A 22,440-nucleotide genomic window follows, 5' to 3' on the forward strand; every position below is an offset into this window, starting at 1 on the left:
CAAAATTGACGATTATCGCACGAATGCGCAAGTCGTATCTGTTTCGGGAAATGACACGCCCAAGCAGGAGCTCTTAAATGTCAAACCTCGTTCGTATTCATCACTTCCCCAAATCAGGCCACGCGCATCGCGCTTTGGTTTTTGCTAAGCTCGCAGAAATTGACCATGAAGCTGTCTTTGTTGATCTTGCTGCTGGTGAGCACAAATCGCCTGATTTCCTTGCTATGAACCCGAATGGGCAGGTGCCCGTGCTGGAAGATGGCGAAACCGTTGTTTCTGATTCAAACGCTATTTTGGTGTATCTCGCTCGCAAGTACGCACCCGGATGGATGCCGAATGATGCAGTGGGAGAAGCAAACGTTCAGCAGTGGCTCACGCTCGCTGCCGGTGAGATAGCCTTTGGTTCATGTGCTGCACGGCTGATTACGGTGTTTGGCGCGCCTCTTGACGTGGACTTTGCTGCAGCGACTGCTGCAAAAGCAATGCAAAAAATGGAACATGGACTGGATGGTCGTGACTGGCTTGTTGGTGATCGGCCGACGATCGCTGATGTTGCGGCTTATTCCTACACAGCCCATGCGCCAGAGGGAAATGTTTCTCTCGAGCCATACCCGAATGTCCGCGCTTGGATTACACGGTTCGAAGCGTTGGCCGGATTTGAAGCAATGCCCGCTACCGCCGTTGGTCTTGCAGCTGAGTAATTCAACGGACATTCCCAATGGTGAACGAAGCCCCACCGCATCCACTGCCATCGTTAAGCCGATTGGTAAGTGGCGCAACCATTCCGAGCCACCTAAAGGTCGCAAATCCTATTGGCTCTGGGGTTTCTTCCCGACGATTACCCGAGCCTGAATGTTCTGGGTCTGAGACGATAGGGTTGAGCAAAAAGGAAAGAACGATGTTGGACGAAGACACACCATTTCATTCAGGTGAACTGGCGGCACAGGAACGCGCAGGTGTCAGGGGGCTTGCCAAACGTGTGGCACCCTTCATCCGGGATCACATGCCGGACCAACACCGCACTTTTTTTCAAGCTCAACCGTTTCTGGTAGCGGCCTCTGGCGACGAGCACGGACGTGTCTGGGCGACTATCATCGAAGGCGCAGATGGATTTATTGACTCACCAGACTCCCGAACGCTGACGTTAGCAACAATGATCGACCCAAAAGACCCGCTGAGCGAGGCTATTCTGGCGGGCACAGATATTGGCGTGGTTGGCATTGAGCTGGCCACGCGCCGCCGCAATCGCTTTAGCGGCAAGACGCGTCCAACCAAAGATGGCATCGCAATCGACATCCATCAGACCTTTGGAAACTGTCCGAAGTATATTAATGAGCGGGAATGGTGGCGCACTGATACGACGATGACGAATGAAGCGGTCGTATCTGCTCAGCTTAGCTCCCAACAAATCAAACACATAAGCGCCGCAGACACCCTGTTCATCGGATCGGGGCGACAGGACGCTAACGGAGCGCCTTCCAACGGCTATGACGCTTCCCATCGTGGTGGCGAGCCTGGATTCGTCCGTGTAGTTGGGCCGAAGCGCCTGCGCATCCCCGATTATACAGGCAATAACTTTTTCAACACGATTGGGAACCTGCTCGAAGACCCGCGTGTTGGGTTGCTCTTTGTCGATTTCACAACTGGCGGGATGTTACATATGACGGGACGGGCTACGGTCGAGTGGGACCCGGAGGAGGCGTGTGACCCAAGCATCCTGCGTGTCATTGAAATCGAGGTTGATACGGTCATCGACAGGCCAGCCGCGCTTTCCCTGAGGTGGTCTGCAGAACCAGCAGCGATGACAAAACTGACTGTAATCGACAAGGTTGTAGAAGCTGAAGACATTACCTCTTTCCATCTCGCGCCCGCAAACGGCGAGACGGCGACACCTTTCCTTGCGGGGCAGCATTTGCCGCTTGCTCTCGACATACCGGGCCATAACGCGAGGGTGCGGCGGACATACTCGTTGTCTGGCTCGATCGCAAATCCTCACTACCGGATCAGTGTCAAACGTGAGGCAGGCGGTGTCGGATCAAATTTCCTGCACAACGAGGTGCATGCGGGTGACGTGATTGAGGCCAAACTGCCCGCAGGTGACTTTGTACTCCCCGACGATGACAAACCATTGGTTCTCGTCAGCGCTGGTGTCGGCCAGACACCGATGCTTGCCATGCTGCACGAAGCCTTGGCGGGCGAAAACGATCGGCCATTGTGGTATGTCCACGGGGCTCGAAATGGACGCACCCATGCTTTTGGCAGAGAGGTTAGTCAACTGATTGCAGCAAATCCAAGTTTCTCCCGACAGATATTCTTAAGCGCACCAGGCAGCACCGACCATCTGGGCCAAACGTTTGATGTCGAAGGCCGGATCACTGCTGCCGACCTGTTGGCGCTAAAGGCGGGAACGGACGCGCTCTATATGATTTGCGGTCCTCTGGATTTCATGACCGGTTTGAAAAACGGCTTGGAGGCCGCCGGCGTCCCGAACGATCAGATCAAATATGAAACTTTTGGAGCATAGTTCCGAATGCTGGAAATTAGGTGCTGCGGTCGTACCATTAGCGAGTTCTGCTGGATGTCGGTTTTGGGCACAATACCGCACATCATAAAGTCCGCGTATTGTGTGTAGCCGCCGTTCCTTTGGCACAGTACTGCATTCTTTAGAAAAGCAACGTGTTCTGGCGCAAAAAGTAACGGCGCGGCCTGCTCCGCCGCACTTGTTTTAGGGCCAGCGGGATTTGGACAAGCCAAACGCCTCTGGCCATCAGGGGTAAGACACTGCTTTCCCCCTCGGGCAACCCTATTAGACAAAACCGTGTCCTCGGCAGAGCCTGCGGGCCGCACCACTATTGTCGACAAGCGTTGCCTCGCCCCCATCCGCGTTCGCCACGTGGCAGATTAGCAGGAACAGGCAGCTTCGCTGTCTGATCTGCAAATCAGCTCTGATTTTCCGAAAGGGAAGTCAGATCAAATTCAACTGATGTCCAACTTTGGGGGCGCCTTCTGATGTCGAACATTCACTGCTTTTCTGGTCCAACTATGACGGTTGGGTCAGGTTCGTGTGACGTTCAACAGGAAACCAGTGGCGGACCGAGGAGGATTAAAACCGGATTTTTGAGGTCCCTATTTTGCGTTGTTTTTCAGTTAGTTAGATCATTTTTTCTTTTCCACCGTTTCAAAAATGTTGCGGGAAATGTTGCGGGATTTGCCCGGCGAATCAATTCCTGTTCCAACACCCTATGCGCAAAACTTGGGGTGTTGCGCACCCCACCGAACGGCCATCCAAAAACGAGAATAAACCCCCAGGCCGAAACCTGGGGGAAACGTGGTCGGGGATCACCCCAGGACATACTCGAGGACCTGGGCCTCGAGGTGTTCCAGGTCCCGGTTGTTATCCAGGAACCAGTCCGCGTCCTCGGCCGTCAACTCCATACTGTTGCCAGGTTCGGGCGGCAAAACCTCGGATCGGTCAACCCAGATCACCAGGTCAAACAGATCGCGGGACCGCTCGAATTCGGCGCGGGATCGCATCCCCACATAGACGTCATGATCCACCAGCAATTGCTCGGCCAGCATCGGACCAGGGCGCAGGTTGTAGGCCCTAATTGCGTGATACCACAATTCGCGGTGGTTGATCCGGTCGTCATAGGCGGCGCGCCAGTCCGGGTATAGATCAGACACCAGGGGAAACACCGCCTTTTGGGCGGCAAACTCGGAACTCGAGGCGAATTTGTATCCGGTGGCCTGGGCCAGAAATTCGGCCGCCGTGTCCTTACCGTGGCGGCCGTGACCAATGATCAGGACCCGCAACCGGCGGGACGAATTGGCGGGGAAGCGGGCGAGGAGGCCGTGGTGGCCCAGGCGTTCATGTTCGCAGGGCGCGCAACCGCAATCCTCGGGGACTCCGTGGTTCATGTCCTGACCTCTCAATAGGGGATATGATCGTCACCCACGCCGCCCTGGGGGCTGTAACCGCCGCCCTGGTCGCCGTGATACCCGGAACCGCCTTCCTGGCCTCCTGGGCGGTCCAGGACGCCCAATTCGCCGTCGTATCCAGCCACCACAACCTCGGTTGAATAACGGTCCTGGCCGCTTTGGTCCTGCCACTTGCGCGTCTCGAGGCGGCCGACAATCCGCAGGTAAGACCCTTTCCGGGTTTTCTCCTCAACACGGCGGACCAGGTTGGGATTTGAGACGGCGACGGAATGCCATTCCGTTTTCTCGCGCCACTCGCCCGTCCCCTGGTCTTTCCAGGAACGGGTGGTCGCCAGGCGCAGGTTTGCGACCTTGCCGCCATTGCCAAAGGTTCGGACCTCGGGATCACGCCCGAGACAGCCCACCAGGTGGACCTTGTTTTCGTAATACATGGGATTTCCTTGTCAGGAGGTCAGGCGCGCCATTTACCGGCGCGTAGGGTGACAATGGCGCGTTTGCCGTTGCCGTAGGTCAGGATTGCAGAATGTGACCAGGAGGACGGGCCGCGATTATAGCCCATTTCCAAAAGCGAGAACGTCCCGGCCTGGTAACAGCCGTGAAAGATCGCGGCGGAATGTGAATGGCCGATGTTGGCCTTTTCGCCAGTCCTGGCAATGTTGGTCGCATTGCCCCGCGAACCGTTCGGCCCCAGGTCCCCGTGTTGGTCGTGACGGATACCCGCGATTTTCAGCTTTTCAAACCTGGACAGGAACCGGATTGACGGATCAAGCCCAGCGTTGCGCAGGACCCAGGCCACCAGGTCGAACGCCGCGTCCTTGGCCTTGATCGCGGCCACCTTGGCGGCGGCGGCGGTCAGATAGAAACCGGCGTTGATAGGATCGCGGCGAAAATCGGCCGTCTCGATCCACTTTTCCAGGTGTTCGTCATGGTTGGCCTTGGCGACTACGGTTTCCATCCAGGGACGAACCAGGCCATTTAGAATTGCGGCCGTGTCGCGGACTTCACCCTCCACCGTGTCGGCCTGGTCATAGTGGGCGGCCACCAGGTCAAAGAATGTATTATGGTGCGACCTGGACCCGAAATTCAGGACGTCGTGGAGGACCTGGTGGCGCGGGCGCAGGGTATCGACCAGGCCGTCCTTGCCCCAGACGGCGGCCAGGACCTCGGGGTCCGCCTTGGTGCCGTGAATGTCGCCAGGCGTGAACACCTCAACCCGGTTGCCGGTGGTGACCTCGCCACCATCCACCCGGACGTCCAGGTCGTAAATTTCGCCCTCATCGGTCGCGTTGATCTGGCGCGCGAACCAGAACCCGGACGGGTCAACCTCCACCAAAAGCGCGCCGAATGCGTGGTGAAATTCCGCCTTCAGTCCGGCCTTGCGCTTGATGTAGTTTTTAAGGGTCACGGCCCCGGTGGTGAAATTGAACTTTGCGTCCGTGCCTGGCGCGGTCGCAACGGATTTCATTGCGATTTGCGGGTGGGGAAACACGCAGGAGGCCGCGCCCGTGAAGCTATCCAGGCCCGACAGCGGATTAACGGCCGTCGGAATAATGTTCATGTCACCCGCCCAGGTCAGACCGGGGCAAATCTCCACCCGTTCGTCGGCCAGGTATGGCTCCACCTCGGGCGCATACCAAAGGTCATTGTCCGCCGCGCGGTTGGTCTTTTCCTGGGCCACCTGGGACTCGCTGTGATTGTAGCGAACCCGCGCCACCATGATCTGGGCGCGGTAGTGATCCGACAGGGCCGCCAGGTTGCGCCAAAACTCGGGGTGAATGCCCGTGTTACTTTGCGCACAGGTCAGCAGATACCGGCGGACCTGGCCCGCCTTACCCTCGAGGCGGCGGGCTGGGGTTGCCAGGACCTCGCCATGTGCTGAAATCCCCCACATATCGGCCTTGCGCAATCGGCGTTGCAGCTTGGCGCGGGTGATTTCCAGGGCGCGGGCGGTGGCAGAAACATTTCCGCCGTGGGCCTCGAGGGCAACCACGGCGGCGCGGGCCTCGGCCGGTGTGATTTCGGCCGGGCGGTGATTTATTCCGGTCATTCGCTGCCCCTCTTTTCCAGGCGCTCCAATACCTCGGCAATTTGCGCCTGGGTTTGGGTGGTCTGGTTGTTTGACGTTTCGATCTGGGCCACCTGTTCACGGGTGGCCTTGATTGCGTTGACGATTTCCTGGTGTTGCATGTCCTGGCGTTGTTCCAGGAGGCTTAGGCGTTTGGTGTCGGTCAGGACCCGACGCACCACCCAATAACCGGCGGCCACAACGGCGGACGATATGACGCCCAAAATCGACCCCGAGAATTCGTTTATGTGTTCTGGTTTCATGCCCCGCCCCTCAAAACGTCGCCTCGGCCAAAAGGCCGACGGTGGCGCGCGCCAGGCGTTTCCGGCCCGATGCAATATCAACCTCAAAGGTTGACCCCGTGACACGATCCAGGAGGGCGTCCAGGGCGGCGTCAGCCTTCAAGGCGTCACGTACCGCCTCGCCTTTTGCCCCGATCACCTCGCGGCCGTCCTGGTTGGTTTCGTATGCGTCGAAAACCTCAACCTCGATTGTTAGTTGGACCTCCTCGAGGTCGGACCCCATAGCCTCCTGGGTGGCCCCGTCGCGTGTGACGGTGACGACAAAGGCGGGCATGGATTCCGGTTTGATGTTTGCGGGATCGTCGGACCAATCTTTGGCCGTCGGAAAGGTGGCGGCCGCGACAGCGCGCGCGGCCGATAAAATGGCGGATTCGCTCATGTGGTGGTGTCCTTATGTCGGGGCCGCGCCTGGCTCGATAACCAGGACCGACAGGCGAACGGTTCCGCCCGTGAATTCGGTTGTGTCGTCTTGCGCGGTGATCAGAATATCCGTGTCCGCGTAGGTGGCGAATGGCCCCAGAACGCCGATATTCGAGGACGGGGCGTCCCGCCAAATGAACCCGCCGAATTTTTCCAGTTCGCCGGAAATGCCGACCTTGATTTGATCGGGTCCGGTGATATTCGAGGCAACCCAGGTTGTGACGCCCAGGACGATAACCCGTTGCGGGATCGCGTTTGCAATTGTGACCTGGGTTCCGCTCGAAAGGTCGGCCTCAAAGTCAATTGCCCTAAGCCCCAGGGTCCCGCCCTGGGTGCCGATCACCTGGCCGGGAACCCAGCCGCGCGACCCCGCGTTGATCCGGTGGCGGGCCTCATCCAGGACCAGGACGCGGTGGCCGAATGTGGCCGTGACGTCCACCCAGGACCCGCCGGAATAGACGGCCAGGTGGCCCTCGGCTACCTCGCCAAAGGTCCCGCCAGTCGGGACGATATACGCCTCGCCATCAGACGGGGAAGCGGGCGCAGCGGCCACGGTGGCGGATGCCACAACACCAGGTAAAAGGCCGTCCAGGAGGTCCAGGGCCTCGTTATGGGTCACATGCTTTTGGGCCTGTTGCGCCTCGATATAAGGCAGGCCATAGCGGGCGGTTGACATACACGCCTCCACAACTTGAATTTCAGGGAATGCCAGGCGCGCAGCGCGCGCGCCTGGTTAGAAGGTCACCGACAGCCGACCAGGAACGCCTGGTCCGTAGGTTTCCGAGATTTGCGACACGCGCACCTCCTGGACACCGGACACGGCCGCGACGTCCACACCGGAAACGGTGGTCGCGTCTGACACCTCGAGGGACACCAGGGGCGCGCCCTCGGGGCCAACCTCCACGCGGTAACGCTCGAAAGCCTCACCCAATGGAACGTCGCCAGTGTCGGGCCAGGCGTCCCCCTCCACGCGCGTCCGCCGTATCCAGGACAACGACAGTTGCCCACCTGAAACGGTGGCCTTGAGGCGCACAGGGGAAAGCGGCCGACGGCCGACACCTCGGAAGGTGTGGGAAACCTCCTCGGCCTCGGCCTGGTCTACGGTGGACGGGGTGGCCCGCCAGTAGAAAGGCCGGCCGATTTCCTCGGCCCGCATCGCCACAGGCTGGACCGCCGCGTCCAGGGCAACGATACGCGCCCCGATTGCCAGGCCGCCAGGATCGCGGACCCATTCGGTTCCCATCTGGCCCCGCAAAAGGCCGGTCAGGTGCCAGGTGTTTTCCGCGACCAGGTTTGCGTCCCGATATTGCAGCACTTCCCAATTGCCGGGCGAATGCTCCACCGCCAGGGCGTTTGCGCCGTTTAGAATGTCCTGGGCGGGCCTCGAAATGAACGAACCCGCGTACAGTTCCACCTCGAGGGTTTCACCGGACCAGGTGTTGGCCCGACCAGGAGGAAGGAACCCGACGGTTACGCCAGCGGTGCCAGGCAATCCGGTTCGCAGATTGAGCGCGTACCCGGTTTCTTGGCTCGAGGACCTATAGAGGTCAACGCCACCGGGCCAGGGTGTCGAAACGAACGACGCCAAACCCTGGTGGTCGGCCATCGTGACGCCAGGCAGGACCGGCAAGTCCATCAGATACGCCGCCGCACTTTCGGACGCAGGCGTGACCGTGCCAGGATCGGGGCGGCCAGGGCCACCAGCCGCGCCGAACACGGTTCCCGAGAACAGGGACGCCTTGACCTTTCGGTCCTCGCCCCTGGTCACCTGGTTAGCGATAAAGCGGACCGTCGCGCCACTCCTGGGCGTCAACGTGAACACCTCGCCAGGCTTCAAGGGCGAAGAAGGGGGCAAAGCCAATTCCACGCTTTCCCGGTCGTCCGCAGCGGATCGCAGGATCATTTCAGCAACGCCCGACATGCGGTCCAGGTCCGACACAATCGCCAATTCCGCCGATGCCTCGGCCTGGCCTGGACGTTCCCGGATTGAGGCGCGCGCCGCACCTGGTTGATAATCCCGGTCCGTGTCCGCAAACTTCACAACGGCAACCCTGGGTGTTTCCTCCTGGGACGTCCGCGTGATGTTGTAGAGGGCGGAACCAGACTCCACCAGGTCGTCCGGGGTGTAGTCTGCAACCAGGCGCGCGGCCGATCTGGACCCGATCTTTAGGACCCCATCATGTTCCGACGCATCCAGGCGCAACCCGGTTTCCCAGGTTGCCAGCATTTCCCGAAACGACAACGGCCCGGACAACATCATACCGTCAGCCTGGCCGTAACAGGTCACCAGGTCCACGTCCGCGCCCTCTATGCCGTAGTAGTGTTTTAACCGCCGCGCCAGGACCTCCTGGGCGGGGGCGCTACCTGCCCGGCCGTTCAACCAGTGACCGCGCCGCCAATTGGGGCCGTCTGTCCAGGCGTCCGACCTTTGCGGGAACTCGGGCCAGGGCCGCGAGTCCCAGGCCCAAACCAACATATTGTCGTCCGACACGATGGACCCGCCATTGTCCCGCCACCACTCAATCGTGGCGCGGATATATTGGCGCTGGATAAAATCGTCCCGGTTGCCGCTCGAGAAGTGCGGCAGGAACGATTCCGACGATTTCGGGTCATAGAACACGTTTGGCTGGTTGGTTCCCAAGTCGATTGCAGGGCAACCGAATTCGGTAAACCAGACAGGCTTGGAACCTGGAACCCAGGAGGTTGACGACGCATTGCGCACACCGCCGGGGCGGTTGTGGTGCGCGTTGCTTTGCCAATCCCGGATCGCCTTTTGACGGAAAATCCAGTCCTCACCATGCGCGCCGTCAAAAATGGGCGTCCTGGTCTGGGTCGCGCGGTCGGCTTCACTCGCATAGTAGTAGTCCCAATATTCCCCGCCCTCGATTTGGCTTTTCAGGTAGTCTAGGGAATAAACCGACGTAACGCCGTTTTCCGGGTCATAGTCCGCGTGATCCGTACCGGCCCGCCAATCGGAAATCGGCAGGTAATTGTCAATTCCGACGAAATCGACATGGCTAGAGGACCAAAGCGGATCAAGGTGGAAATAGACCTCGCCACCGTTGCGGTGCGAGTGATATTCCGACCAGTCGGCCGCATAAGATATTTTGGCACTCGGCAACATGCTGTTGACGTGTCCCGCAAGCGTGACCAGGGCATTGACGAACGGGTAAACGCCCGCCTGGTCCGTCGCGGTGGTCAGGTCCACCATTTCCGAACCGATCAGGAAGGCGTCCACACCGCCCGCGTTACGCGCCAGGGCGGCCAGATGAAGGATAAACCGCCGGTATGACCATTCATTCGGCCCCGAATAACTCGGCACACCAGAGCCACCGGAGAAGTGACCAGGTTGGGCGCTCCCCATGAAACTTGACACCTGGGACGCCACTGAACCGCCACCCACCGCCGGGCCGATCCGACCGCGCCAGGGATAGACCGATTGCCCGGTGTTTCCGTCGCGGTCCGTTTTCGTATTCCCGGCCGGAATGTCCAGCATGATAAACGGATATAGCACAACCCGCTTACCCTTGGATTTCAGGTCCCGGATTGCATCAATGATTGATTGATCATCGGGCGAGGAACCGAAGGCGGGGCGGCCGTCAATGTGGGAAACCAGGATCGCGCTTGACCTGGTACGCCCACCGGATCGCCAGGGGCGGCTCGAATTCTTTTGCCGTCGCTCAACACGCGGGGCAATGTCGCAATTCCCCACCCGCAAATCATCACCGAACCAGGACACAACCAGGGCCACCGTGTCGCAATTGGGCAGGATATGACCCAGCATCTTAGTTGACTGATTCCAGTCCGACGTTTTGCGGTTGCGGATCGCGTTGTCCGGGACCTTGGACCCGGCGGGGCCGTTCTTTGTGATGATACCAGGCGAATATCCGAATTCGGTTGCGCCTGGGATTATGTCCACGCCTTTAATCAGCGTTTCCATTGTCCCGGATTGCCCGATTACCTCAAAGGCAAAGTTTGGAATGCGGCGGCCGAATTCATCCACCCGCATCCGTTCAAACACAACATAGGCAACCCCGCGATATGCTGGGGCCGCGCCGTCCTTGGCAACGATCAGCGGGTCCGGGTTCTGGGTTTCCGTGCCGTAGTAATAGCGGATCTTATGTTTCGAGGTGTCCAACAGTTTCCCGTCGGCCCAGACCCGGCCAAAATGGCGAATGCGGCCCACGGTGCAATCGGTCAAGGCAACCGCAAAGTTGGCGTAATACCTATATTCCGTTGTGGTCGTTTTGACCGTGGTACTACCACCGCCACCGCCGCCACCCTTGCCACCGCCGCCGCCTGACTCGCTGGTCGTGGTGGTCGTTATGGTTTCCTCCTCGAGGCGCGTTGCCCAGATGATTTGCCCGGCCACCCGGCCGCGACCCTCAACAACCGGCAACCCGCCGCCCTCGGATGATTTCTGGACGTCCAAGCCCTCGAGGCGAGGACCTGACACCGTGCGGCTAATGGTTTGAGAACCGCCGCCACCAAATAGGGATTGATCAATGTAGTTGCCGATCAAGCCACCGGCCGCCCGGCCAATCACCGCAGCGGATACGCCGAACAGTGTTCCACCAATAGAGCCACCAATGGCCGCGCCAGCGGCGGCCAGGACCAGAGTTGCCATGTTTCAGACCTCCAAAAGAGAAACGCGGGGCCAGCTCACCCGGCCGCCACGTCTGGGAACCTGGCCGCGTAGGAAACCCCCGGCCGGTAGGCGTCGAAGGGGACGCAGACGACGCCCACGCCCTCCATTGCGTGTATGAATTGCCCGTCATTCTCGAGGATGCCGCAATGCGCCTCGCGGGTGTCATGGACCCGCAGGACCACGACGTCGCCAGGCTTGGCCGCGTCAATGTCGATAGGCTCGAGGTAACGGCGGGCCGCGTCCACCAACAGGCGGGCCGATGAATTGGCCCAATCGGCGCGCCAGGGCGGCGGGGTTGGTGCAGGCTTGCCGGTCAGATCGGACCAGACGCCACGAACCAGGCCGACGCAATCGCACCCAGCGCCGCGAACCGCCGCGCCCAGGATATAGGGCGTCCCGATCCAGGCGCGGGCATAAACCAGGGCGGCAGGATCAGAACACATTGCGCGACCCCCCGTCCAAACCGGCCTCGCCCTGGTTTGCGTAGGAAAACGCCTCCTCACCCACCACGGCCGGGAAGCCCCGGAAATTGTTTCCGTTGTTGAACCTGGCGCGACAGGTGCCGAATGACTTGTCACACCCCGGCAGAATGTCAAACGTGTCGCCCACCTGGGCGTCAAACAGGGGCGCGCGCCATAGGCCGACAGTTGATCCACGGTGCGCGCGGACCTCCTGGGTTTGCCCCAGGTTTGCGCCAGAGGTCCAAACCAGGGTCCCGCCCGCGAAACTTTCGTCAACGCCAACGCTCAAACCGCTAACCTGGAAATCCGCCTCGCCGCTCTTGTGGGTGACAGCGCCGGTTTTCTTCAAGGCCGCCACATTGACCTTGCAACGGGCGTCCCCCAAATCGGCGTCACAAATCGGGGTCACATACCGGCCGCGTTTCTGGGCCAGGATACCGGCCTGGGATCGCAATTCGGCCGAAAACGCAACCTCGGACCTGGACACCTCGCCCAGGTAGTAGTTGCCGACTACGGCGTGTAGCGTTTCGGTGTTCCAGTCGATTTCGATAACCTGGACGGCGGCCCCGTCATACAGGCCCGACGCCAGGTCCTTTTCGGTGATCGCATCCGAACTAAGGCCGCCCTGGACCTCCTGTTCATCCACGGCCAGGCCCAGCGAGGACACCGCCTCGGAAGGTGTCAGGGCAGACGACGCAAGATAGGTCACCCCGTCCACCGTCAAATCCACGTCGCAATCGGTGAAGGCGAGGACCTGGGCGTCGACTCGAGTCAATTTCCAGCCTCGAACAATCGTGGTTGTGTTGCTCATTCTCTCACCTCGATAAGTGGAATTTCGGGGATCGTGCCGACGCCGCGTTCCTCCTCCTCGGAGAAAAACGCCATGTCCGTTGCAATCCTGGGCGTGTCGAACCGGACCGGCACGTCAAACAAGAAACCGGCGGTCACCTTCACAGATGGACCAGGCGGGGAAACGAATGAGACGACGCCAGTTAGGTTGTTGACGCTCCACCCCGACGCTTGGACCACATCGTCCAGGGCAACCTTTACGGTTCCGGCAATGGGCTTTGTGATCGGCCGCGCATAGGGCGCAAGGGTCCCGTAGGTTTTGACCAATTGAAAATCGGTTTCCGTCCCATCGCCAAGCCCCAAAACCTGGTCGGTTTCGGAGGGTGCCAGGTTGACGGTTTCACCGCTCCAATAGTCCGACCAATCGCGGAACCGGAACGAATGCAATTGCCCGCCCGCCTCCTCAAAAAGGGCAATGACCTTTGCCAGGTCGTCAACCGACCGAATGCCCAGGGCGGCGTCATAGGATCGCCGCGAATGTTTCCACCTGGCGTTGCGTTCTTCGTCGCCGCTTGAAAGGGCCACAATGTCCACGCGGCGCTCGGGGCCGCCCACGACACCGGCCGCAATGCTGCGTGGAAATGTCATATCCAGGAAAGCCATGTCTGGCCGCCTCCATTCGTCGCAATTGTTGGGGAATACCGGCGGACCAGGCCCGCCGGGTTTGGGATCAAGTGTTGCGCGCGCCTCGGCCGACGGCGCGGGACATTTGCGCCGCAATCTGGCCTTTGGATGCCTTGAAGGCCGCCGGGTCGGGTGTCTGGATGTAGACATTTACCGGCCGCCCGCCGTCGGGGTTTCCGCGCTTCACAACCTTGATATTTTCGTCCGCAGATACGCGAAACGCGGCGACGTTGCGGTCAATGCCGGATCGTCCGGTGACCTCCATTTCGCCGCCGGTATCCATGCCCAAAAGACCCTTGGCGAAACCGCCAATACTGGACAGGAAGCCGCCGCCACCGCCGCCGCCGAAACCGCCCAGGAGGTTCCCAGCCAAATCCGCCAGGGCGGACCCGATAGGGTCAAAAACCTGGGTCAAAACGTCGTCAAGGACACGATCACCCCAATCAAGAATGAACCCCCTGAAATCGTCCAGGGTCAAACGGCCATCGTCAAACATGCCAACCAGGGCTTGCGTAATGGCCTTACTGTCCTCCTCGAATTCGTCTTTAACCTCGGACACCTCTTTTTTGAGGCCGCCCAGGCTACCCTTGAGACGTTCGGCCGGGACAATCGGCGTTAGCAGGCCATCACCAAATGAAACCGTTCCACCCTCGGCCGATTCCAGGGCCTCCTCGAGTGTGCGGATATTCTCCTCGGTCAGCTTTAGCTGTTCCGTCATATCCTCATCAGCTTCAAGCAACCGTTGCCGCTCCACCAGGAGGTCCGCCAGGGCTTGCTGTTCCTCCTCGAACCGCTCGGCATTTATCGGGACCGCAACGTCAATGGCGGGGAAGCCCAAGGAATTCAGACCCGCTTGGGTGCGCTCAATCTGTTCCGTTAGGTTCGCGTATTCATCCGAACCCAGCGCCAGGGCGCGGTGTTCCGCAATGATCGCGGCCACGTTTTCGTGGCGGGCGCGGGCCTCGGCCAGTTTTTTCCGGGCGGCGTCAACCGACATTGTGGTGTTTGTTCCCAATGCCTGGGCCAACAATTGGGATTGCGTGATTTCATCGCCTAACGCCTGGGTCAGGACGTCCGTGGACGCGGCCGCGTTGTCCGTCTCAGGCCACAGGGCCGCCATGACGCCGATTGCAGCGCCAACCCCCGCAATCACCAGGCCAACGGGGCCGGTCAGGGCTGTTAAGGCAATCGACAAACCACCCAGCGCCAAGGCCAGGGGACCGGCCGCAGCGGTCACCAGGCCCATGACGACAACCGTTTTTTGCATCGGTTCCGGCAGCGATTGAAAACCGCTTACCATTTCGCGGAAAAATCCGGTGATCGGTGGCAGCAATTCAGCGACCACCGCGCCCACCTCCTCTTTCAGATCGCCCCAAGCGTTGGACAGTTGCGCCATTGCGCCCAGGCCAGCCTCGGCCGCCGCCTGGGCCTGGCCCCCATATTGCTTTTCCAACTCCTCGAGGATCAGGTTTTGCGCGGCGGCGATTTCGCCCGTTTCGGCCAGGGCCTTAATGACCTTGGCTTGATCCTGGGAAAACGTAATCCCGGCGCGGGACATGGCGGACAGACCCTTGACCGGATCATTCAACGCCTTGCCCAGCATGATAGAGGCCGATTGCAAGTCACCGTCCAGGGTGGTTGCCAGGTCCAGGGCGCGCTCCTGGGCCATCAAGAATTGATCACCCGCAATGTTCGTGAAGGTCAAAAGCTGCGCGGTGACCCCGTTTAGGATTTCCTCGTCCCCGAACCGGGTTATTCCCTGCAACGCCGTTGCCTGGCGCAATAGCGCCTCAGTGCTGAGTTGCGCCGCGCCGCCCGTGGCCTTGATCGCCTGGGCCACCTTGGCCTCGGCCTGTTCTTGTTGGTCGTAAAGGGACAGCGAGTCACGGAACGCTAAAAAGATCGGCGCAGTTGCCGCCGTGGCGGCCGCTCCAAACCCGACCAGGCCGCGACCCATCCGCATAAGCCTGTCCGACGTGGTGGCCGTCAGGCCATCAATGCCGCGCAGATTTGCGCGAACTGCGTCAAAGGCGGCCCCGGTTTCGTCGCGGGCCTTGATTGCAAAAAACAGATCACGAACGCCCATTAGGCCGCCCCTTTCTTAGTTGGTTGATTGTGTGGAGGAGAGAAAGGCCACCCAGCCCCGTAATTCCTCGGCGGGAAGGTCCAGGACCTCCCCAACCGTCTTTTTGAGGTGGAAGGCGACCCGGTAAATATTCCGGGTTTCCGCGTCCTCCTCGATCAGTTTCCCAGCTTGGCGGCGGGCGTCAGGCCCAGGATTTTCAGCGCCACGCGGGAAACCACTTTCGGGTCAGACCCACCCAGGAAAACCGCCAGGGTTTCCGCATCGTCAGGAAGCAACGGCTTGCCGTCTTTGTCGTTCAGGCAAAGAATGCAGGTCAGGGCCATTTGCAGCGACTCGGACTTTCCGCAACGCTGGTTGATTTCCTGGCGCTTTCGCAGCGTGGGCGGGTCATAATAGGCAACCAGGGGTTTGCCCTCCTCGCCCCACTCGGGGATTTGGATTGTCTGGCCCCGCATCTTGTCGAAATGCGCGCGGGCGGCCGTTAGGATTGCATCAGAATTGGACATTTGAGCCTCCAAAAAAGCGTCGAATTGTGAGGATGAAACAGGCAACCAGGCCCCACTCGAGGGCCTGGCGGGGAAGGGTTTAGGCTACCGTGCCTTTGGTCAGCGCACCCTTACCGGCAAAGTTGAACGTGATCGCCACCCAGCCGTCCTTGTTCGCGGACAGCGGGGTCCCGGTGACGACAGCCTGGCCGGAACGGAAATGGCCGCCCGATGCGTCACCGCCTGGGTAGAAATGCAGGTCCACAACGTCGCCCACATCCAGGCCGATTTGCCCAGCGTCCGACGGGTCGAAATACGCCTCGGCCGAACCGGACCACTTTTTGACCGTGACCTCGTTATCAGCCCAGCTTTCGCCCATGCTGTAACCCTCGGTTGCGGCCCCTTGTTCGTCCAGGTTCCAGGATTGCAGGTTGCCCACGGATTGACCCGATGCACCCCCCACCTTGATCACGCCGCCGTGGCCGTGAATTTTTGCCATTCTCAAGTCCTTTCGAGAACTACGCGGGTCAGTCCCGACCCGTCGGGTTGAATGTCTGTGACCCGGTAATTCACACTGTTGATTTCCAGATCATCGCCCTGGGCCGCCGTCGCCGGGACTTGCGAGGTTGCCACGGTCAGGACAGGAAGGACGGCCGACGCCCCAACGGTGTCCCCGGAAAGCGCGACCTCGCGCGCCTCCTCGAAAATTCCGTCCAGGTTCACAAAATCACCGGCCTGGGTGTCCCAGGCGGCGGATTGTCCAAAGTCGGCCGGGTCGAAAAAGACGTCCCAATCGTCCATTATTCGGCCGGTTTGTTCCCGCCACCGTTGTCACCGGACGCGGCCGGTTCCTTGGGGTCCGGTGCGGCCTTTGTGGGTTCAGCGGCCTTTGTGGGTTCAGCGGGCTTTTGCGGCTCAACAGGCTTTTGCGGCTCAACGGTTTCCACCTTACCCGCCTGTTTCTTTTTCTGGCGCGCGACGTCGCGGGAATGCGGGACAGCCTGTTCCCGATCCTCGAGGCGTTTTGCCAAGGTTTCCCCGACCTCCACGACTTCACCAGCAACGTGTTTCTTGCCGTTATAGGTCAGGCCGGTTGCCAGCTTGATTTTGACGTCCTTTTCGGGGGTGTCAGCGGTGTTTTTCTTGCTCATGTCAGCGTCCTTTGCGCTCAAATGAAAAGCGCGCCCCAGGATCGGGACGCGCGGTGTTCAGGAGGGCCAGGGCTTAGGGCTGGTAGTCGCGGCCGTAGGCGAAGGACTTGACGTGGCGGACGCCGAAATCCACGTCCTGGAATGCCCGGAGGTGGACACCGCCCGACGCCGCCAGGGTGGCGGTGTCCACGGTCAGGTCCAGGCCCGACCACATGGCGATAATGAAGTCCATCCAGTTGCCCAGGATCATCCCGTTAGCGGGCGAGTTGTTGGACACAACCGAACCGTAACCGTTGACCTCCTGGCCGTTCATCATGAATTCGGCGGTCCCGGCAACTTTCGGGGTGGATTTCAGGTGGCCCCGCATCATGGCGTTGAACAGGTAGCGCATGGATTCCACGTCCGCGTCGTCCGCGCCGATTTTCGATTCCAGCGCCACAACCTCGGCCCAGGTCGGTTGACCGGCGGTTGCAAAATCAACATCCGAAATGCCAGCATCCAGCAGGCCGTCCGGTGCGTCCGTATCCGCATCGCCGTTGATACCCACGCGGTCGATTTCCAGGGCCATGATACGGATAAGGTCGTCACGGACCAGGGCCTCAATGTCGGGCGAGGTTTGCAGCATCGCGCGGCGGGTGATCGGAACGGCCGCCGCCAGGGTGTGCGGTTGCAGGTTCAGAGTGTTGAACGTGCTTTCCGACTCCGTCGGGTTGCCACCTTCACCGATCCAGTAGGCGGTGCCGCCGCCGGTCTGGCGCGGGATCGCCACGTTACCTTTAAGGCCGGTCAGGGTCCGCACACCCAAGCGGGTCAGAGCGGCGCGCTTGCGCAACAGGCCAATGAACGATCCGTCCTGGTGATCGGTTGCAACCAGGTTACCGCCTGCAGTCGCGGTGCCGACGTTCTGGGCGCGGGTGAAGTCCTGGGCGGACAGAATATCAGCAGGAACCAGGAGGCCCTTTGCATCGCGGCCCAGGTGGGTTTGCGCGGCGTCCGAAACCTCGATTTCAAACGCGGCCGCCTCACGGGCGCGGGTGTTGGTCGGATCGGCCAAGAAGCGAACGGCCCGCATCAGCGAGAATTGCTTGATTTCCTTGTCCGTCAGACCGATCTGGGCGTCCCGCGAACGGGTGACCTCGGCCGTCTCGCTCCCCATGTCGTCCAGGATAGAGCGTTGGAACGCGGCAACCGTGGTTTCACCGTCAATCGCGGCGTCCACCTTTTCGTCGTCCACGTTGAACTTGCGGCCCAGGGCGCGGATTTCTTTGGTCCGGGCGCGTTCGGCGCGCAGGTCGTCGCCGTTCGATTTCGGCGCGGCCGCGACGGCGGCAGGCTGGTTGCGGGTTTCCTGGTTGTCCGCCGGGGTCTGGGTGTCTTTGGGCATGTCTGACCCTTCCTTTTCATCTTTCAGGGAAATTGTGATTTGCGTTTCACCGTCAGCCGCGCGGCCAATCCCCACGGTGGGGTCGGCTGGTACGGGGCAAAGGGTGATTTCATAGGGACGCCATTGCGCCCGGATGATCCGGCGGCCGGATTCGTCGTCGTTCCCGACATGGGAAAGGCGAGTCACCTCATAACCGACGGAAACACCCGTGATTTCGCCGTCACGGATGCGCTCAAGGATTTCAGAAGCGCGCGCCCCTTTGCCGATCCGGCAAATTGCGCGGCCGCGCCCCTCCTCAATCCAGGCTTTTTCGACAACCCCGACCTGGGAGTCGATTGTCTGGGAATGATCCGTCACGAGGGCGGCGCGGCCTGACGCCAAACGCGACAGGTCCACCTCCCCCTCGGCATGTCCCAGAACCTCTTGACCGGCGAATTCTTCACCGGACTCGAGGATGTATTGGCGGACCACGGGGGCCTCGCTCGAAAATGTGAGGGTCACGCGGCGGTCCTCGCCGTCGCCCTCAGTAGGCGCGCGCGCCTCGAGGACCCCGGCGCGCACCAGGCGCGCGGGGACCTTGATTTTTTCGGTCATGTGGGAACCTCTTGGTTATCCGTTTTCGGGATCGGTTTTGCCGTCCCCCGGCTCCTCGGAAATGGGCGGGGAAGTGGCAGAGTTGGCCGGATGCCAGGAGGGCAAGGGCAACCCCGCGTCCTCCATCACGCGCAGATCACGGGCGAGGCGTTGGGCCAGTTGCTCGAAATCCTCGCCACGTTCGGCCACAATGTCGGACGGCGCGCGCAACCCGTTTGCCAGGTCTTTGTCATTTGCCACCGCGTCGTCCTTGGGGTTGACGGACGCCCAACCGCGCCCCCGCCAGGTGGCGGCCCCCTCGAACTTGTCCGACCTGGAAACGGGCAACGGTGTGCCGTTTGGCAACCGAACCCGACCCGCTAACAAAGCCATCGGCAAGAACGACTGGAAAACCGGATCATGTAGGCCCTCGGAAAGGTCGCGCTGAAACACGCGCCATTCGTCGCGCTCCTCGCCCCGTCCGTCTTTCAGGCTGGAAAAGTTGGCCCCCTCCATATCGGAGGACAAACCGGCATAAGACACGCCCAGGCCAGCAGCGCCGCCGCGTATCATGGATTTCATGAAACCCGGCATATTGGCGTCCGGGTAATTCGAGGGATTGCCCTTGACGGTGTATCCTGGCGGCAGGTCCACAATGGAACCGGCCTCCATTTCCTCGGGGATTTCCTCCTCATCGTCACCCATCGCGGGCATGGGCGCGCCGTCCGGGTCGGTCTTTTCCAGGAACACCATTGCGGACGCGCCGTAGTGTGCGGCGGTCTGCGCGCTTTCCTCATACTTGGCAAGCATGTTGAAGCGGCGCAAAGCCGTGTGAGACTCCGGGACGCCCAGGGCTTGGCCCGTTTCTGTTTCCCGGATCACATGAATTACCTGATCCGCAGGAATGCGCAGACGGTGACGGGTGCGGCCGGTGTGGGCCTCCATTGGGTGACCGTCGAACATATGGAACGCTAGGGGGCGGCCGTATTTGTTGAACTCCACACCCCCGTCAATATACCGGCCGTCGGACAAGGTTTGCACCAGGTTTAGGTCCAGCAGATCAATTGAAATGGGTTGCACCTGGTAGCCGTATTTTCCAAAGGCGCGGCCGCGCAATTCCCGCAACAGGAAATTGCCCTCGCGGGCCAGCATGGTTGCGGCGACCTTTTCAACTTTCCACCAGGAGAGACGGCCGCAAGGGGTGCAGTTGCCCCGCTTGCCCCAATCTTTCCAAGCGTTTTCAATCGCTGTATTCGCCAGGCGGTCGGGTTCCCCGTTGGGGTTCAGCCCGTTCATTTGCAGCGAAATCCCGTTCCAACCGACCACATGGCGGCGGACCATCATTTCATAGGATTTCAGGTAATCGACGTTCTGGGCGGCCACGCGGGCGTGGTTGACCAGGCCCCGCAAATCCATTCGCGTTTGACTACGCGACGAGTCGCCCAGGATATTCCCGAACCCACCGACCAGGCGTCCACCTCGGGCGGCCTTGAAGCGGCGGACCTGGTGGCGGACTTTCGGTTCAACTCGGGCCGGGTCAGCATCCGGCGCGCGGCCAAACCACCGACCCAGGAGGCCGGGGCGCTTTTCTATGTCAGCCATTGTTGAACCTCATTTTTTTGACGCGCATTCCAGGGTGACGCCCTCGGGCGGCGGCCTGTTCCTCTTGGACCTCGCGCATAAGGCGCGCGCGGGTGCTGCGTAGGACCTCGAGGGGAACGCGGGTCAGTGACCGGCCCTCGATTGTGTAGGACTCCACGTCCTTAGTGATCCGGTTTTCCAGAACCGCGTTGATAGCGTCCAACAGCTTTTGCGCCGTGGATCGCGTATCACCCGCCTGGGCCGGATCGGGCGCGACCTCGAGGACCCCGGCGCATACCGTCTGGCGCGCGCCGTCGGACGTCCTGGTCGCAAACAGCGTCCAGGCGTGGGTCCCGGCCGTCACCTGGGCGGTGACCGATGGAACCACCGAAACCACCCACCCGTCGGCGTCCGACGTCGCGGGGGCCTGGGTGGCGGTGCCGCCAGCTTTGGGGGCCAGGGTGTAGGAAAGGGAAAAGGCGGCCGAAGGATAGGCCGCCGCGAAACCATCCGCGCGCCAGGTCCACAGGTCACCCGCCACCAGGCGGGCCGGAATGCCCTGGCCTGGCGTGAATGCGTTGTCCGTCATGTCAGAACCTCCGAAAGGTGGGGCGCGTCAGGATTGCGCGCGGCTGGCCCGCCAGGCGGCAATGGCCGGGTTTTCGTCCTCCTCGGCCGGATCGTCGGGCGGGGCTGGATCGGGGATCGCTTCAATTGCGCGGATCGTGTCCACAGTGGCCTGGACCTCGGCCCGGCTACTCGCCCGAAACTGGCGGAATTTGTGGGTTTCGCGCGCGCCGAAATAGAACGTCACCACGGCGGCCATGATCCACCAAAGCGGTTCCGGCACATGGGCAAGGCCCTGCATTCGGACGGTGAAGGAAACCGGGTCATTCATCGCGTAGACGAAAAGGCCCAGCGTCGAAAATGCCAGGACCGGACGCGGCAATCGGTTTAGGCCGTCCACGAACACGTCAAACCAGGATCGCGCGGGGCGGCCAAACTCGGCCCCGAATTGCGCCAGGGCGGCCTGGTATGCGGCGGCCTCGGCCTCCTCGCGGGCGGCCTTGTCGCCAACAAAAACGCGGCCCACATCGGCCGCGCCCTGGGCGATTTGGCTAACGCCTCCACCGCCGAAAATCAGTTTCAAGAGCCGCAGCAAATTGCGCCCTCCTATGCTTTGGGTTTGGGTCGGGGGAGTCGGCCAAGGTTGGCCGTCCAATCGTCGCAAGGATCGTCAACGCCTAGCGCCATGCCGCCACCTTTGCGTCGTGTTGCGCGCGGGTGAGGTGGAATTCCGGGGACAGGAATTCCTCGGCCCGCGTGATCCAGCCACCCTTGCCACCGTCGCGGCGGCGCGCGTATTTGCGGGATGCGGGACGACGGTTCGCCAGGCTATAATAATAGTTCCGGCGGGCCACCCCGTAGGCGTCCACCAGGTAACGGCCCATTGCGTCGTGGGTGCGGGTGACAGCGGCAAGTGTGTTCGGGCCGATCTGGCCGTCCACCGCCAACAGGACGTCGCCCTGGCCCGTGGTATTGACCACCCGTTGCAGCAGCTTGACCGCCTGGGAACCCGCGTTCACGTACATATCAAACACGGTTGCCTGGATCGGTTCCGGCAAACTCGAGATTTTCGGGCGGCGGAAGTAATGGCGCAAATACAGGTCCACGGCCACGTCAACGGTGACCGCTTTCACGTCGGCCACATCCACTTTGCCGTCGCCGTTCAGGTCCAGGCCCAGGCGGCGCATTGTGTGGATTGTGACCCCGTGTTTCGTGGCCCCGCCGGGGTCGTCAGGATCGTTTACGAATCCACCTTCACGGCGGACAATTCCAAGCGCGATTTCGCGGGGCGACTGCATGGCGCGG

The 22,440-nt window shown here is 61.0% G+C and carries 22 protein-coding genes; 2 read left to right on the top strand and 20 right to left on the bottom strand.

Annotated features, from left to right (window positions below; translation table 11 throughout):
* Positions 1-77 precede the first annotated feature (77 nt).
* Together GOW92_RS15005 and GOW92_RS15010 are read left to right on the top strand one after the other, a co-directional pair.
* On the top strand, positions 78-701 hold the full coding sequence (locus tag GOW92_RS15005; protein WP_170561393.1) for a glutathione S-transferase family protein: 624 nt from the start codon (positions 78-80) through the stop codon (positions 699-701).
* A gap of 197 nt (positions 702-898) precedes the next feature.
* Positions 899-2,524: an FAD-binding oxidoreductase gene (locus GOW92_RS15010; RefSeq protein ID WP_170561394.1), complete on the top strand. Its 1,626-nt coding sequence runs from the start codon at positions 899-901 to the stop codon at positions 2,522-2,524.
* Positions 2,525-3,339: 815 nt separating this feature from the next.
* Here GOW92_RS15010 and GOW92_RS15015 read toward each other — a convergent pair.
* The 20 genes from GOW92_RS15015 to GOW92_RS15110 all read right to left on the bottom strand — a co-directional run bounded on the left by GOW92_RS15015 (position 3,340) and on the right by GOW92_RS15110 (position 22,433).
* Positions 3,340-3,918, bottom strand: a complete 579-nt coding sequence (locus tag GOW92_RS15015) for a hypothetical protein (RefSeq protein WP_170561395.1) — start codon at positions 3,916-3,918, stop codon at positions 3,340-3,342.
* Positions 3,919-3,929: 11 nt separating this feature from the next.
* Positions 3,930-4,370, bottom strand: a complete 441-nt coding sequence (gene ssb / locus GOW92_RS15020) for a single-stranded DNA-binding protein (protein WP_170561396.1) — start codon at positions 4,368-4,370, stop codon at positions 3,930-3,932.
* Between the two features lie 20 nt (positions 4,371-4,390).
* Positions 4,391-5,986 carry a helix-turn-helix domain-containing protein gene (locus GOW92_RS15025; protein ID WP_170561397.1) on the bottom strand — a complete coding sequence of 532 codons (1,596 nt, stop codon included), beginning with the start codon at positions 5,984-5,986 and terminating at the stop codon, positions 4,391-4,393.
* On the bottom strand, positions 5,983-6,267 hold the full coding sequence (locus GOW92_RS15030) for a hypothetical protein (protein WP_170561398.1): 285 nt from the start codon (positions 6,265-6,267) through the stop codon (positions 5,983-5,985). Before GOW92_RS15030 ends, GOW92_RS15025 begins: the two co-directional genes overlap by 4 nt.
* 10 nt (positions 6,268-6,277) lie before the next feature.
* A complete protein-coding gene (locus GOW92_RS15035; RefSeq protein ID WP_170561399.1) occupies positions 6,278-6,685 on the bottom strand; it encodes a hypothetical protein in 408 nt (135 codons plus the stop codon).
* A 12-nt stretch (positions 6,686-6,697) separates the two neighbouring features.
* Positions 6,698-7,402, bottom strand: coding sequence for a DUF2793 domain-containing protein (locus GOW92_RS15040; RefSeq protein WP_170561400.1), 705 nt, complete (start codon positions 7,400-7,402; stop codon positions 6,698-6,700).
* Between the two features lie 57 nt (positions 7,403-7,459).
* Positions 7,460-11,353 (bottom strand): baseplate multidomain protein megatron, encoded by a 3,894-nt coding sequence (locus GOW92_RS15045; protein ID WP_170561401.1) that lies wholly within the window; start codon positions 11,351-11,353, stop codon positions 7,460-7,462.
* A 35-nt stretch (positions 11,354-11,388) separates the two neighbouring features.
* Positions 11,389-11,817 carry an NlpC/P60 family protein gene (locus GOW92_RS15050; RefSeq protein WP_170561402.1) on the bottom strand — a complete coding sequence of 143 codons (429 nt, stop codon included), beginning with the start codon at positions 11,815-11,817 and terminating at the stop codon, positions 11,389-11,391.
* A complete protein-coding gene (locus GOW92_RS15055) occupies positions 11,807-12,646 on the bottom strand; it encodes a DUF2163 domain-containing protein (protein WP_170561403.1) in 840 nt (279 codons plus the stop codon). Before GOW92_RS15055 ends, GOW92_RS15050 begins: the two co-directional genes overlap by 11 nt.
* Entirely contained in the window at positions 12,643-13,287 is a 645-nt protein-coding gene (locus tag GOW92_RS15060) for a DUF2460 domain-containing protein (RefSeq protein ID WP_170561404.1), read from the bottom strand. The genes GOW92_RS15055 and GOW92_RS15060 overlap by 4 nt, the downstream gene beginning before the upstream one ends.
* Before the next feature lie 67 nt (positions 13,288-13,354).
* Positions 13,355-15,394, bottom strand: coding sequence for a hypothetical protein (locus tag GOW92_RS15065; protein WP_170561405.1), 2,040 nt, complete (start codon positions 15,392-15,394; stop codon positions 13,355-13,357).
* Between the two features lie 155 nt (positions 15,395-15,549).
* Positions 15,550-15,900: a hypothetical protein gene (locus GOW92_RS15070; RefSeq protein ID WP_170561406.1), complete on the bottom strand. Its 351-nt coding sequence runs from the start codon at positions 15,898-15,900 to the stop codon at positions 15,550-15,552.
* 79 nt (positions 15,901-15,979) lie between these two features.
* Positions 15,980-16,378 carry a hypothetical protein gene (locus tag GOW92_RS15075; protein WP_170561407.1) on the bottom strand — a complete coding sequence of 133 codons (399 nt, stop codon included), beginning with the start codon at positions 16,376-16,378 and terminating at the stop codon, positions 15,980-15,982.
* Positions 16,379-16,380: 2 nt separating this feature from the next.
* Entirely contained in the window at positions 16,381-16,680 is a 300-nt protein-coding gene (locus GOW92_RS15080; RefSeq protein ID WP_170561408.1) for a head-tail joining protein, read from the bottom strand.
* Positions 16,680-17,030 (bottom strand): hypothetical protein, encoded by a 351-nt coding sequence (locus tag GOW92_RS15085; protein ID WP_170561409.1) that lies wholly within the window; start codon positions 17,028-17,030, stop codon positions 16,680-16,682. Before GOW92_RS15085 ends, GOW92_RS15080 begins: the two co-directional genes overlap by 1 nt.
* A 73-nt stretch (positions 17,031-17,103) precedes the next feature.
* Positions 17,104-19,008 carry a phage major capsid protein gene (locus GOW92_RS15090; RefSeq protein WP_170561410.1) on the bottom strand — a complete coding sequence of 635 codons (1,905 nt, stop codon included), beginning with the start codon at positions 19,006-19,008 and terminating at the stop codon, positions 17,104-17,106.
* Positions 19,009-19,023: 15 nt separating this feature from the next.
* Positions 19,024-20,589, bottom strand: a complete 1,566-nt coding sequence (locus GOW92_RS15095; protein ID WP_170561411.1) for a phage portal protein — start codon at positions 20,587-20,589, stop codon at positions 19,024-19,026.
* Positions 20,582-21,157: a hypothetical protein gene (locus GOW92_RS15100; protein WP_170561412.1), complete on the bottom strand. Its 576-nt coding sequence runs from the start codon at positions 21,155-21,157 to the stop codon at positions 20,582-20,584. Before GOW92_RS15100 ends, GOW92_RS15095 begins: the two co-directional genes overlap by 8 nt.
* 27 nt (positions 21,158-21,184) lie before the next feature.
* Positions 21,185-21,730, bottom strand: a complete 546-nt coding sequence (locus tag GOW92_RS15105; RefSeq protein ID WP_254453030.1) for a holin family protein — start codon at positions 21,728-21,730, stop codon at positions 21,185-21,187.
* An 82-nt stretch (positions 21,731-21,812) separates the two neighbouring features.
* The gene (locus GOW92_RS15110) at positions 21,813-22,433 is read right to left on the bottom strand and encodes a holin-associated N-acetylmuramidase (RefSeq protein ID WP_170561413.1); all 621 of its coding nucleotides are present in this window, start codon (positions 22,431-22,433) and stop codon (positions 21,813-21,815) included.
* Positions 22,434-22,440 lie beyond the last annotated feature (7 nt).

The sequence above is a fragment of the Ruegeria atlantica genome (genome assembly GCF_013032505.1).
Classification (GTDB): Bacteria; Pseudomonadota; Alphaproteobacteria; order Rhodobacterales; family Rhodobacteraceae; genus Ruegeria; species Ruegeria atlantica_F.